The organism is Arthrobacter sp. KKT183 (assembly GCF_055657625.1).
The window spans coordinates 2441165-2454573 of sequence record NZ_CM145770.1 but is presented as its reverse complement, the minus strand read 5'-3'; the positions used below and the strand labels follow the sequence as shown (position 1 = coordinate 2454573).

The following is a 13409-nucleotide window of genomic DNA, read 5'->3' as shown; positions in this document are numbered from 1 at the left end:
GTCGAACGGCTCAGGTTCCCTTAGGAGTAACCTTCAGCAGTTTCTCGCTCAACCCGCGGGGCCGCACGGCGAGGGCAGAAGCAATCCGGTTCAACTCCTCTGACGCTCCGGTACCCCGTGCCAGAACCACGGGCTGCCCCTTGTCCCCGCCCTCCCTCAACGCAGGTTCAAGCGGGATACTGCCGAGAAGAGCGACGTCATACCCGACCGTCGTGGTGAGTCGGCGCGCAAGCTCGGCGCCGCCGCCGCTGCCGAACACCTCCATACGCTCACCGGAGGGAAGCTCGAGCCATGACATGTTCTCGACGACCCCCGCAACCTTCTGCCCAGTCTGCACGGCCATGGAGCCCGCCCGTTCTGCGACGTCCGCAGCCGCGGACTGGGGAGTCGTGACGATCAGAAGTTCGGCGTCAGGAAGTAGTTGCGCCACGGAGATAGCGATGTCGCCTGTCCCGGGCGGCAGGTCCAGGAACAGAACATCAAGATCACCGAAATACACATCCTGCAGGAACTGCTCCAGAGCACGGTGCAGCATGGGTCCACGCCATGCAACAGCCTGGTTTCCGGCGACGAACATGCCGATCGAGATTGCCTTGACCCCATACGCCACCGGAGGCAGGATCATCTCGTCCACCCTCGTGGGAGACTGGCTGATCCCCATCAGTCCCGGTACCGAGAATCCGTAGACGTCCGCATCCACGATTCCGACCCGAAGGCCCCGCGCAGCCATCGCCGTCGCAAGGTTCACCGTAACGCTCGACTTGCCAACTCCGCCCTTGCCGCTTGCAACGGCAAGAACCCGCGTGAGCGAGCCCGGCTCATTGAAAGGGATCCCACGTTTCGCTCCGGGGCCGCGCAGCCGCTCTTTCAGCGCGTCGCGCTGGTCCTGGGTCATCACGGCCAACTCCACCGATACTCCGGTGACGCCGGGCAGTCCACCAACCGCGGCTTCGACATCCCGGGTAATTGTGTCGCGAAGCGGACATCCCGCGATGGTGAGCAGGACGCGTATGGTGATGGCGCCGTCGTCGTGCGTTGTAATGCCCTCCACCATGCCCAGCTCGGTGATAGGACGCCGAAGCTCCGGATCAAGAACCTTCCCCAGCGCAGCGAGGACCGCAGATTCCTGCGTCACTGCCGGTCCTTGCGCACCGGCGGCACCTGAGGGAGGGAAACGGTGGCGTCGGAGACCCTGCGTTTGGACCTGCGCTGGGGCGGTGCATCCTGCCCGTCTGCTGACTCGAGCAGTTCTTCCATGACCGAGCGCAGCTCGGATCTGACGAAGTCCCGTGTGGCTACCTCGCGCAGGGCGATGCGCAGTTCCGCAATTTCCCGCGTGAGATATTCAGTGTCCGAGAGGTTGCGCTCCGCGCGCTGCCGGTCCTGCTGCAGCGAGACGCGGTCGCGGTCATCCTGGCGGTTCTGGGCCAGCAACAGGAGCGGAGCGGCGTAGGAGGCCTGGAGGGACAACATCAGCGTGAGCAGCGTGAAGCCGATCGCTGCGCTGTCGAATCTCCAGTCCTCGGGAGCCCAGCTGTTCCAGGCCAGCCACACGGCGACGAACACCGTCATGTAAAAGAGGAACTGCGGCGTGCCCATGAATCGCGCGAAGTTCTCGGTTGCACTTCCGAATGCGTCAGGGTTGGGGCGCAGCCTGGGCAGCAACCGGGCGCGGCTTTCGCGCGGTGTGTCCAGGCCGCTCGTGGTCGCAGTTCTGGTTCTCTCAGCCATTTGTGCCTCCCCGCGTCAGGTCAGGCGTGACATCCTGGGCACGCCAGTCTTCGGGGAGCAGGTGATCCAGAACGTCGTCAACGGTCACCGCCCCCACCAATCGGCCATCGCCGTTGACAATCGGCAATGAGTTCAGGTTATAGGTTGCGAGAATCCGGGAAACCTCGCTGATATTCGCCTGGTCGCTGACGGGCTCCAGATCGGTATCGACGATATTGCCCAGGGGCTCCGGCGGCGGATAACGCAACAGCTGCTGGATGTGAACCACGCCGAGGTAACGGCCGGTCGGAGTTTCCAGCGGCGGGCGGCAGACGAAGATGGAGGACGCCAGCGCCGGTGTCAGCTCCTCCCGGCGCACGTGCGCCAGAGCCTCGGCAACGGTGGCTTCCGGAGGCAGGATGACCGGGACGGGCGTCATGAGGGATCCCGCAGTGTCCTCTTCGTACTGCAGGAGGCGGCGGACGTCCTTCGCGTCATCCGGCTCCATAAGCTGAAGCAGCTCCTCTTTCTGATCCTCCGGCAGTTCATTCAGGAGGTCGGCGGCGTCGTCAGGATCCATTTCTCCCAGTACGTCGGCCGCCCGTTCCCGGTCGAGCGACGACAGAATCTGTACCTGGTCGTCGTCGGGCAGTTCCTGGAGAATGTCAGCGAGGCGCTGGTCCTGGAGCTCGCCCGCCACTTCAATGCGGCGCTTGTCGCTCATTTCATGGAGCGCGTCAGCGAAGTCTGCGGCCTTCAGGTCATCATGCTGGGCCAGGAATGTTGTTGCCGCCTGCGGCTCATCTGCAGCGCCATGGTAGGCGTCGAGCCAGTCGATGATGAGCCGCTCACCGCGGCGCAGGCCCCGAAGCCGTGACTGCGGGCCGCCGCGGCGAACGAAAATCTGGGACACGTGCCAGTCGCCGGAGCGGTCCTTCTCCATGGCGACGTCTTCAATTGTGGCTTCACCGCTGCCGTCGCGGAGTGTGATCCTGCGGTCGAACACCTCGGCGACCACGAGCCGCTCCGCGCCGCGCTGGTCAAAGCGGCGGAGATTGACCAGTCCGGTGCAGATGATCTGCCCTGCGTCGATGGACGTGACGCGTGTCATTGGCACGAAGACGCGCTTTTTCCCGGGAACCTCGACCACCAGGCCCACCACCTGCGGCACAACCGCTGGTCCGCGGTCCAGCACGACGGCGTCACGAAGGCGCCCGAGACGGTCTCCGAGCGGGTCGAAAACGTCCAGGCCCAGTAGGCGTGCCACGAATACGCGCGTTGGGTTGCTGCTCACATCCTCAAGGCTACTGCCGTTGCGGCACCAGAGCCGTATCGCGTGACAGCCCGCACAGCGCAGCGCCGGGAGAAGTTCACCGCGAGCGATACGGCGACACGGTGGGAGGTATCTAGGCAACAATGAAAGTATGTCAAACGTTTTTGGACGAACTGCCTCACGCGATGAGGGCCGTACGCTGCCGAAGGGCGAGACCATTGGCCGGTACGACTCCTACCTGGATGCGCAGAAGGCGGTGGACTACCTAGCAGACAGCAAGTTCCCGGTGCAGCAGGTTTCGATCATCGGCAATGACCTCAAGACCGTGGAACGCGTGACCGGACGGCTCAGCTACCCGCGGGTTGCACTCGCCAGCGCAGCGACCGGCGCGTGGTTTGGCCTGTTCGTCGGTTTTATCCTGACGCTTTTCGGCGGGGACTCGACGTACCTGCCGATCCTGTCCTCCATGGCGCTCGGCGCCGTTTTCTGGGTGCTGTTCGGCGTGATCGCCTATGCGTTCCAGCGGGGTAAGCGTGACTTCACCTCCACCAGCCAGGTTGTGGCCACCAGTTATGACGTTCTCGTGGATCCCGCCGTTGCAGGCGAAGCGCGGCGGATGCTCCAGCAGCTTCCCATGAACTCGCGTCCACAGGGAGGTGCGGGCGTGTCCTCTCAGCCGTGGGGGACGCCGCCTCAACACAATCAGCACCCGCAGCAGGGCCAGCCGCCGGTCCAGCGTCCGGAGGGCTGGAGCCAGCCGCCGGCCCAGCCGCCGCATGTGCAGGCACCGGAGTCCGCGAACGGCGCCACGTCCGCTGAAACGTCCGAATCCGCTGAAGGCGGCGAGGAACAGCAGGCCGCCAACAAACGCTCCACCCGCGGCCAGTTCCCCGATCTGCCGGACGGCAGGCCGCAGTACGGAGTGCGCGTGGAGTCCCAGCCCGTCAAGGAGCAGCCTGAGCAGGCCGAGCTTGCCGTGCAGGACGCGCAGCCACAGGAATCCCGCAAGGAATAGCTGGAATGCGTCGCGTGAAAACCCGGCGCTTACGAACAAGGAAGGCGGACAGCTACGGCTGTCCGCCTTCTTCTTTTCGTGCGTTCTTCGTTTTACGCCATGTTCGTTGAATCCGCATTCATCGAGTGGGTGCGGATCTAACCACTACTCGCCGGTCGGGCTGTAGATGCCTTCCATCCAGGCTTCGACATCGTCGGGCTCACGGGGGAGCGCCGAGCTGAGGTTGACCGGACCGTCCGCCGTCATCAGGATGTCGTCCTCGATCCGGACGCCGATGCCTCGGTACTCCTCGGGAACTGCAAGGTCCTCGTCCTTGAAGTACAAGCCGGGTTCGATGGTGAAGACCATCCCCTCCGTCAGGGTCCCGTCCAGGTAAAGCTCACGTTTGGCCTGGGCGCAGTCGTGCACGTCCATACCGAGGTGGTGGCTGGTGCCGTGCGGCATCCAGCGGCGGTGATGCTGGCCTTCTGGCGAGAGCGCCTCCTCCAGCGGAACCGGAAGGAAACCCCACTCATCCAGCCGTTCAGCCAGGACGGCCACAGCGGCGGCATGCACTTCCCGGAACTTCACGCCAACCTTTGCGGCGGCGAAACCGGCGTCCGCGGCGTCCAGTACGGCCTGGTAGACCCTGCGCTGAATCTCCGAGTATTTCCCATTGACCGGCAGTGTCCGGGTTATGTCCGCGGTGTACAGGCTGTCTGCTTCGACGCCGGCGTCCAGGAGCAGCAGGTCCTCAGCGCCCACCTGCCCGTTATTGCGGATCCAGTGGAGGATCGTGGCGTTGTTTCCCGAGGCTGCGATGGTGTCGTAACCGAGGTCATTGCCTTCCTCCCGGGCGCGCGCGAAGAAGGCTCCTTCGACAACGCGCTCGCCGCGGGGATGCGTGATGGCGCGCGGCAGTTCCTTGACCACCTCGTGGAAGCCGTTCACCGTTGCCTCCACAGCCTTGCGCATCTGCGCGATCTCCCAATCGTCCTTGATCAGGCGGAGCTCGGACAGGGCCTCCGCGAGCTTTGCGTCGAGCTCGTCGGAGGCCTCCAGGTCCACGGAGGTGTTGATTCGGGAGGTGTCCACCAGGGCGTCCGCGTTCAGGTCTACTTCACGCAGCAACCGGATCCGGATGCCACCGATTTCGACAGCACCCGCGTCCTTCGTGATTGCCGCTTCAAGATCGGCAAGGTCGGCTGTTTCCAGGACCAGCAGCGCGCGCACTTCCGCGCGGGAGAGCCGGGAACCGATCCAGAATTCGCCGTAGCGTGCGTTTGCATAAAATTCCGCGCTGTCCCGGCCGGCCAGTTCACGGAAGTAAAGCGTGGCATGGTGATTGCCGCCGTCGTCGCCCTTGCCCTCTTCGGCAGGTTCCATCACCAGCACTGCGTCCGGCTCGTGATCCAGGCCGAGCCCGGTCAGGTGGGCAAATCCGGAGTGCGGCCGGAAGCGGTAATCGGTGTCGTTGGAACGGACCTTCAACGGCCCGGCGGGAATGACAAGGCGCTCACCCGGGAACTGGCGGGAGATTTTCAGGCGACGCTGGGCGGCGTACCGCGCAACCTCAGCCTCCGCGGGGAGATCAGTACCTTTTGCGGCCCAACTGGAGCTCATGAAGGCCTTGAAAGCATCAGAATCCGGGCGTTGGGACCGGTTCTCGTTGCGACTGGACAGCGGCTGTTCCTCCGGTGTGACAGGTGTGGCGTCACTGCCGGTGCCGGTCGGGGTCATGGTTACTGCCGATGGGGTGTTCTCTGCTGTACTCACCACACCATGGTCCCACCGGCGGAGAAATGAGCCAAACATCCGGCACCGCCGACACGAGCGGAGCGGGCGTACAGTTGTTTGGTGAGAATTGACCTGCACGCCCATTCCAACGTCTCAGACGGCACTGAAAGTCCTGCGGACCTCATGCGCGCTGCCGCGGCTGCCGGTCTGGATGTCATCGCGCTGACCGATCATGATGCGACCGCCGGATGGGCAGCGGCCACGCAGGAGGCACGGAATCTGTCGCTGGTACTGGTGCCCGGGATGGAGGTGTCCTGCCGCACCGATACGGGTATCAGTGTGCACGTGCTGTCCTACCTGCATGACCCGGAGCACCCGGGCCTGCTCGCTGAGATCGGACGCTCCCGGGACGCTCGGCTTACCCGGGCCGAGCGCATGGTCGAGAAACTCGCCGCCGACTATCCCATTTCCTGGGCGCACGTGCTTGAACACGTTGCTGACGGCGCGACTATCGGGCGGCCACACATTGCGGACACTCTGGTGACGCTGAACGTTGTCGGCACGCGGAGCGAAGCATTCGCGAACATGCTCAGTGCACGCTCGCCCTACTGGGTGAGCCACTATGCACCCCACCCGGCAGACGCCGTCGCACTGGTCCGCGAAGCCGGCGGGGTTCCGGTGTTCGCCCACCCCGTGGCGTCCGCACGTGGGCGGATTGTGGATAGTGCAACCACCGGCGAGATGATCGATGCTGGTCTGCTCGGCCTGGAAATTCATCACAGGGACAATCCTCCGGAGGGGCGGGAGGAGCTTCAACGCATCGCTGCCCGGCACAATCTGCTGGTGACGGGATCCAGTGACTACCACGGAACGGGCAAGCCGAACCGGCTGGGGGAGAACGTTACGAGTCCGGAGATGTTCGCACGCCTGGAGGAGATGGCGACCGGAAGCAGCGTCATCCGGTAGGGGGTGCCAACCATGGGCCGAGGCGCCGGGTCATCACGTCGATTGCCTGTTCATTGCTGTCCACGCAGACGAAGCGCCGCTCAAGTTTGCCTGCGACTGCGCCAAGCGTTCCGGAGCCCGCGAAGAAGTCCAGGACCCAGTCTCCCGGCCGGCTGCTGGCAGCCACCGCACGGCGAACCAGGCCCTCAGGCTTCTGGGTGGGATAGCCGGTCTTTTCCTTGCCCGTCGGGGAAACGATGGTGTGCCACCAGACGTCAGTGGGCAGCTTGCCGAGGGCGACCTTCTCCGGTGTGACGAGACCCGGCGCCATGTACGGCTCACGATCCACCTCGGCACTGTTGAAGTAGTACCCGGACGGATCCTTCACGTACACCAGGATGTTGTCGTGTTTGGCGGGCCAGCGGCTCTTCGCGCGGGCACCGTAGTCGTAGGCCCAGATGATCTCGTTGAGGAAGCATTCGCGACCGAACAGGGCGTCCAGCATCACCTTGGCATAGTGCACTTCGCGGTAGTCCAGATGCACGTAGAGTGTTCCGTCCGTTGCCAGCAGCCGCCACGCCTCCGCCAGGCGGGGCGCAAGGAACTCCCAGTAGTCCTCGAACGCATCGTCGTAGCTCGCGAGCATGCCCTTGACGGTGGAGTAGCTGTGCCCCTTGAATCCGACGCGGTCCCCGGCTCCGGGCGCGCTGCGGACCATCGAGGTCTGCTGCCGGCGCTGAGCGCGGCCGGTATTGAACGGCGGATCCACGTAGATCATGGCGAAGGAGTTGTCCGGCAGCCGGGAAAGGTATTCCAGGTTGTCTGCCTGCACCACAAGGTTGGGTCCATCCGGCCGCCAGGCCGGATGGACCGGTGTTGCTTCCACGCTATTGATCAGCTGTCTGCAGCGGGCTTGGGGATCACTTCGCCGTTGCGCCGACGCGTACGGGACCGGTTGCGTTTGGGCCGCTCGGACCCTTCGGTCCGGTCCGCTTGCCTTGGACCGCTGTCCGCAGAGCGGTCCTCACCGGCTGAGCCGGATCCACCGGTACGACGACGACCGCCTGCCTTTTCATCGGAACCCCGCCGCCCGCTGTTGCCGCCGGAGCGCGCGCGGTCGTTTGTGCGGTTCTTTTTGCCGGTCTCGCCGAGATCCTCGAGCTTCTCGGCGTTGATGCCGGCCAGCTTCCGCTGCGCGCGGGGCAGCCGGCCCTTGGTGCCCTCGGGGATGTCAAGGTCCGTGTACAGGTGCGGTGATGAGGAGTAGGTTTCAACCGGTTCCGCCTGGTCGAGGCCGAGGGCCTTGTTGATCAGGCCCCAGCGGGGAACATCATCCCAGTCGACGAAGGTGACGGCGGTGCCCTTCTTGCCGGCTCGCCCCGTACGTCCCACGCGGTGCAGGTAGGCCTTCTCATCCTCCGGGCACTGGAAGTTGATGACGTGGGTGATGTCCTCAACGTCGATACCGCGGGCCGCAACCTCGGTGGCCACCAGGACATCGATTTTGTCACCGCGGAAGGCCCGCAAGGCCTGCTCGCGCGCTCCCTGGCCGAGGTCGCCGTGGATGGCTCCGGCCGCGAAGCCTCGGTCGATCAGCTCCTCCGAAAGCTTGGCGGCCGTGCGCTTGGTCTTGGTGAAGATGATGGTGCGTCCGCGTCCGCGGGCCTGGAGGATGCGGGCTACAACCTCGTCCTTGTCCAGGTTGTGCGCACGGTAGATAACCTGGCGGATGTCCTTCTTGGTGGCGCCGTCGTCCTCGGGGTCAGCGGCGCGGATGTGCGTCGGGTGGGACATGTAGCGGCGCGCCATGGCAACGACCGGGCCGGGCATAGTGGCCGAGAACAGGAGCGTCTGGCGCACCGAGGGCGTTGCTGACATCAGGGTCTCGACGTCCGGGAGGAACCCGAGGTCCAGCATTTCGTCGGCTTCATCCAGCACCACGATGCGGACGTTCTTGAGCGACAGGATCTTCTGGCGGTACAGGTCGATCAGGCGTCCCGGTGTGCCCACCACAACTTCGGTTCCGCGCTTGAGGGCCTCGATCTGGGGCTCATACGCTCGGCCACCGTAAATGGTGACGATGCGGGCATTGCGCTTTGCCGCAGCCTTCGTCAGGTCAGCGGCAACCTGGACGGCAAGCTCACGCGTGGGTACGACGACAAGCGCCTGCGGAGCACCTGGCGCCGGAAGTTTGTCATAGCCGTCATCCGACGGGCCCACCACGCGCTGCAGCGCGGGCACGCCGAAACCGAGTGTCTTGCCTGTTCCAGTCTTGGCCTGGCCGATGATGTCGTGGCCGCCGAGGGCAATGGAGAGCGTCATGGCCTGAATGGGGAAGGGATGCACGATCCCCGCGTCCGCAAGGGCTTCGACGATATCGGGGCGGACATTGAAGTCAGCGAAGGTCTCAGGAGTTTCCTGATGCGGCTCATCAGTGGTGACGAGGGTTTCTTCTACGAAGATTTCGTCGTCGCTGTTGTCTGCATGGAGGTGGTGGTTGTCTGTGGTCACTCTTACTACCGTTTCGATTAGGCACTGCCGCCGCGCAGGCTCAACGCCGGGCCCGAAAACAGGGGCCCGCTCGGAGCAGGACGAGGCAGGGCGTCCAGTGGAAGCCGATCGCGGGCTAACAACTGCGTCTCGGAAGCGGAACGTTCCGCTTCCGAGCTGGGAAGACTAAGATCGCGTAGGTATTGCGGGTCGATTGCAGGGAGGCCGCCTGTTCGTTGAACTGCGGCCCACCGCGTTCGGAAACTGAAACTAAGTTCTTAAGAACGACCGGGCATCCATTACTACGCGTTCAAGTCTACCCTGCCGCACTTTCACTTTCCGACGGCGACTCCTCCTGCCGAACGCTCCGCACCAGTTCAAAGCGCAGTTCCCGCCGGGCGATATCAGCGGTGACCAACCTGACACGCACCTCATCGCCGGCCGTCATGACGCCGTCGCACCGTGCCTCGACCGCAGGGTCAGCGACCTGAATGACTCCGTGCGGCGCGCCGTTACCGTTGGCGGTGACCGACGCGTCCGGTAACGGCTTCGAGCCCGTGATGACGACGGCGTCGAACTCCTCGCCCACGCGGTTGCTCAGCAATGCTGCCTCCACGGCAGCGATCGCGCCGCTCTCCAGTCGTGAAGCCAGCTGATTCGAGGACGACATCAGAGCATTCAGTTCCGGAAGGGCATTCCGAACCCAGTCGGGAACATCCCTGCCGGCACACAGCGCTTCGCAGGTCACCAGGACAAATCTGTCCACCAGGCGCCTGAGAGGTGCGGTGGTGTGGGCATAGGGTGCGGCGATCGCCGCCTGCTCAACTGACTCGGGAATAGCGCCGTCGAACGATGTATAGCCGGCGCCGCGAAACAGTGACGCAGCAGCATGCATGAGTGAAAGCTGGCGCGGATCTGAGGTGTCGAGGCTGCGCAGGAATTCGCCGTAGGGGACGTTCGCGGGCCAGGAGCGCCCGAGCGCGCGGGCCTGGTGCCGGAACCGGGCAAGGGACGTCTCGTCAGGGGCCGGCATGGTGCGGAGTATCCCCACGCCTCCCTCGAGCATGATTTCGGCGGCCGCCATGCCCGTCATCAGCGAAAGCTGTGCGTTCCAGTCTTCAGACGCAAGGGGCGGGCGCGTGACGATGAAGTAGCGTTCGCCGTCGTGCGCGATTTCCTGCTCCGGAAGGTTCAGGCTTGCGCCGCCGCGCTCCTTCTCGAGTGCGATGCGCTTGGTTCCAATCTCCTTCAGGAGGGTCAGGTTCTCCGCGGCGCCGCCTGAGTCGAGGTCTTCCTGCACCTGGTCGTAGGTGAGTTGCGCACGGCTCCTGACCACAGCACGCCCGACGACGACGGACTCCACCTGTGCGGCCTCGTCCAGTTCGAACTCCCAGACGAAGGCGGACCGGTTCCTGCCCGGCAACAGGCTGGCTGCGTCCTCAGCGATTTTCTCCGGGTGGAGGGAGATGCGGCCGTCCGGTGCGTACATGGTCTGGCCGCGAAGGCGGGCTTCCGTGTCTATCGCACCGCCCGGTGCCACGAAGGCGGGAACATCCGCAATGGCGTACCAGACGCGGTAGCCGGATCCGGCGCGCTCCAGGTGAAAGGCTTGATCCAGATCGGTTGATCCGGGAGGGTCGACTGTGATGAAGCCGAGACCGGTGAGGTCACGTTCCGGCGGTACGAATGAGTCCACAGCAGCCTTCGCCTCCGCCAACACCTCGGGCGGGAAGTCGGCGCGCAGTTCCAGTTCCTGCCGGAGGCTTTCCAGCGCTGCGGTGAGCTGTACCTGGGAGTCCCGGTTGCTCAGATCCAGATGAGAATACGGCACAGTGCCCACCGTAGTACACAGTCAGCTGGAGCAGCGGAAGGAATCGGCGCGCGGGTACCCTTGTTCCCATGACTGCCTTGCATCCGCCTTCCCCGTCGAGCCCTTCGCCAGCATCCCCGGCGGAGAGGGCCGGCACCGGGTTGGGGCCGCTCAATCAGTTTGTTGTCGACCTGTTCGGCGTCATGGCTTATGGCGAGCTTTCGGCGTTTGAGCGCTTGTCCTCGGATGCTCGTTTCTCCCCGACCCTGCGGGACCGGGCTGCGCTGGGACGGCTTGCCGTGACGGAATTCGAGCACTTCGAGATGGTCAGCGCGCACCTTGCGGGCCTCGGTGTTGACGTTGAAGAGGCAATGCGGCCCTTCCAGGCATCGATCGACTCCTTCCACGAGCGGACCCGCCCGGCTGACTGGTACGAGTCGCTGATGAAGGCCTACGTCATTGACGCAATCTCCGGTGACTTCTACACCGCGCTCGCTGAACACCTCGACGACGACACGCGGGAGATTATTGCCCGTATCCAGTCAACTGCCGAGCAGGGGGGTCTGCTGCAGCCACGGTTGAAATCAGCTCTTTCCGACGATCCCCGGCTCGCTTCGCGGCTTGCGCTGTGGGGACGCCGTTTGGTGGGGGAGGCGCTGACCCAGGCGCAACGCGTGGGCATCGAACGCCAGTTCCTGGGCGGGCTCCTGTTCAAGGGCTCTTCTGCGGATCATGAACGGCAGACTGCCCAACTCTTTGCGCAACTCACCCGTAATCATTCGCGCCGTATGAGTTCGTTGGGGCTAACGGCCTGAGTGGAGCTACCCGCGACGTGGGGTGTTCAGCGGTTGGCGATTCCTTCACTGGCGTGTGGATAAGTTTGTTCCACTTGTCCTGCACATTGGTGGTTTTCGGTCGCGGTTAGTACACGTGTTCGATAAAATTTTGGGTATGGCCGTCGCACTGCTCGAACCTCGCCCGGAGGATGCTTCCGTCCTGGGTGGAATGCGTTCGCACCTACAGGTCTTTGCGCAGCAGCTGGAATCGACATACCTGACGCTTAGCCCGCAGGAGGCCGCGGTGACCCTGGTGGAGGTTGAGCAGCTCTCCAACCTGGTCGATCACTTGCAGACTGTGGTTGCCCGTGCCGCTGAGGACCACCAACTCGCTACCGTTGACGCCCGGGACCCGTATAAGAACACTGGCGACTATTTGCGGGCGAAAATCGGTATCAGCCGCTCCGAAGCGAACCGCCGGTTACGCCTCGGACATGACGTCCTGCCCGAGGTTCCCGGGCCAGGCGCCACCGCCGCACCTGCCTTGGGTGTGCTGGCTGAAGCGACCAAGGTCGGTGCGCTCAGCAGCCGTGCTGCGACCATCATCCGCAACTCCGTGCACCGGGTCTCCACTGTCGCGACCGGCCGTGAGCTGGATGCCATGGAAGAGCACCTGGTCCGCCAGGCCGTCGAGTCCGACGAAGACGTCCTGCGGGCCCTCGCCCAACGCTGGGAAGACATCATCGACCAGGACGGCCAAGAGCCCACCGAAAAAACCCTCCGCGCACGCCAGGGTGTGTTCCTGCGCGGTAGGCGCCACGGACTGCACTTCATGGAAATCGGCGCCACCGATGAGCAGTTCGAACACCTCATCACCGTCATGAACACCGCCACCAACCCCAGAACCCACGGCACCACTGGCAACGGAGACCGCACGACCGACGGAGACGGCACGACGGACCGCGGCAATGAAGCTCTAACCAGTCCGGACCAGTCGACCCGTGAACAGAACCTCCTCGACGGGCTGGTTTCAGCATGCCGGATCGCGCTAACAGGTGATGGTCTTCCAGCGACCGGAGGACACCGACCCCAGGTAATGGTCACCATCAACTACCGCGACCTCCTCAAAGACCTGGCAGACAGCGGACACGACGGGCATTCGGTCTTCGCCCAACAGATAAGTGCCCGCAGCATCCGCAAGCTCGCCTGCGATGCCGACATCCTCCCGCTCGTCCTCGGCGGGAAGGGTCAGGTCTTGGACATCGGCCGCACCCAACGTCTCTTCCCACCGCATCTGCGACGGGCGCTCGTGGCAAGGGACAAGGGCTGCGCGTTCCCCGACTGCACCACGCCCGCAACCTGGTGCGAAGCCCACCACATCATCCCCTGGGCTGCAGGCGGAACCACCAACATCAGCGACGGCGTGCTGCTCTGCACCCGACACCACCACCAGATCCACGAAGGAAACTGGACAGTCGAATCAGTCCACGGAATCCCCTGGTTCAGACCACCGACATACCTCGACCCGCAACGAACACCCAAACGCAACCGCTACTGGCAAGTAGAACAAGCCATCCACAACCACCTCGCGCGCTCTGACACCGGCACGAGCTCCAACGCAGAGCCACCCTGACCAACGGCACCGCCCCGGCGCCGGCGGTGCGGGCTGGCGCG

The 13409-nt window shown here is 64.3% G+C and carries 11 protein-coding genes; 4 read left to right on the top strand and 7 right to left on the bottom strand.

Annotated features, from left to right (window positions below):
- Positions 1-10 precede the first annotated feature (10 nt).
- Genes ACZ2GY_RS11610 through ACZ2GY_RS11600 form a run of 3 tightly spaced genes read right to left on the bottom strand, consistent with a single transcriptional unit; the run spans position 11 to position 3004 of the window.
- Positions 11-1135, bottom strand: coding sequence for an Mrp/NBP35 family ATP-binding protein (locus tag ACZ2GY_RS11610; RefSeq protein ID WP_277357639.1), 1125 nt, complete (start codon positions 1133-1135; stop codon positions 11-13).
- Entirely contained in the window at positions 1132-1731 is a 600-nt protein-coding gene (locus tag ACZ2GY_RS11605; protein ID WP_277357638.1) for a DUF1003 domain-containing protein, read from the bottom strand. The genes ACZ2GY_RS11610 and ACZ2GY_RS11605 overlap by 4 nt, the downstream gene beginning before the upstream one ends.
- On the bottom strand, positions 1724-3004 hold the full coding sequence (locus ACZ2GY_RS11600) for a magnesium transporter MgtE N-terminal domain-containing protein (protein ID WP_277357637.1): 1281 nt from the start codon (positions 3002-3004) through the stop codon (positions 1724-1726). Before ACZ2GY_RS11600 ends, ACZ2GY_RS11605 begins: the two co-directional genes overlap by 8 nt.
- A gap of 130 nt (positions 3005-3134) precedes the next feature.
- Here ACZ2GY_RS11600 and ACZ2GY_RS11595 point away from each other — a divergent pair, with 130 nt between their 5' ends.
- Complete coding sequence (locus ACZ2GY_RS11595) at positions 3135-3998, top strand: YflT domain-containing protein (protein WP_471671944.1); 864 nt, start codon at positions 3135-3137, stop codon at positions 3996-3998.
- A 144-nt stretch (positions 3999-4142) separates the two neighbouring features.
- Here the strand turns inward: ACZ2GY_RS11595 and ACZ2GY_RS11590 are convergent, their stop codons facing one another.
- Positions 4143-5717 carry an aminopeptidase P family protein gene (locus tag ACZ2GY_RS11590; protein ID WP_277357691.1) on the bottom strand — a complete coding sequence of 525 codons (1575 nt, stop codon included), beginning with the start codon at positions 5715-5717 and terminating at the stop codon, positions 4143-4145.
- A 117-nt stretch (positions 5718-5834) separates the two neighbouring features.
- Here ACZ2GY_RS11590 and ACZ2GY_RS11585 point away from each other — a divergent pair, with 117 nt between their 5' ends.
- A complete protein-coding gene (locus tag ACZ2GY_RS11585; protein ID WP_346027124.1) occupies positions 5835-6680 on the top strand; it encodes a PHP domain-containing protein in 846 nt (281 codons plus the stop codon).
- Here the strand turns inward: ACZ2GY_RS11585 and ACZ2GY_RS11580 are convergent.
- The 3 genes from ACZ2GY_RS11580 to ACZ2GY_RS11570 all read right to left on the bottom strand — a co-directional run bounded on the left by ACZ2GY_RS11580 (position 6670) and on the right by ACZ2GY_RS11570 (position 10980).
- Positions 6670-7554: a DNA-methyltransferase gene (locus ACZ2GY_RS11580; protein WP_277357690.1), complete on the bottom strand. Its 885-nt coding sequence runs from the start codon at positions 7552-7554 to the stop codon at positions 6670-6672. The genes ACZ2GY_RS11585 and ACZ2GY_RS11580 overlap by 11 nt on opposite strands.
- Positions 7554-9170 (bottom strand): DEAD/DEAH box helicase, encoded by a 1617-nt coding sequence (locus tag ACZ2GY_RS11575; protein WP_471671943.1) that lies wholly within the window; start codon positions 9168-9170, stop codon positions 7554-7556. The genes ACZ2GY_RS11580 and ACZ2GY_RS11575 overlap by 1 nt, the downstream gene beginning before the upstream one ends.
- 295 nt (positions 9171-9465) lie before the next feature.
- Positions 9466-10980 (bottom strand): RNB domain-containing ribonuclease, encoded by a 1515-nt coding sequence (locus ACZ2GY_RS11570; RefSeq protein ID WP_277357633.1) that lies wholly within the window; start codon positions 10978-10980, stop codon positions 9466-9468.
- 68 nt (positions 10981-11048) lie between these two features.
- Here ACZ2GY_RS11570 and ACZ2GY_RS11565 point away from each other — a divergent pair, with 68 nt between their 5' ends.
- Positions 11049-11774, top strand: a complete 726-nt coding sequence (locus ACZ2GY_RS11565; protein ID WP_277357632.1) for a ferritin-like fold-containing protein — start codon at positions 11049-11051, stop codon at positions 11772-11774.
- A gap of 136 nt (positions 11775-11910) precedes the next feature.
- Positions 11911-13368 (top strand): HNH endonuclease signature motif containing protein, encoded by a 1458-nt coding sequence (locus tag ACZ2GY_RS11560; RefSeq protein WP_471671942.1) that lies wholly within the window; start codon positions 11911-11913, stop codon positions 13366-13368.
- The last annotated feature ends 41 nt before the right edge of the window (positions 13369-13409 follow it).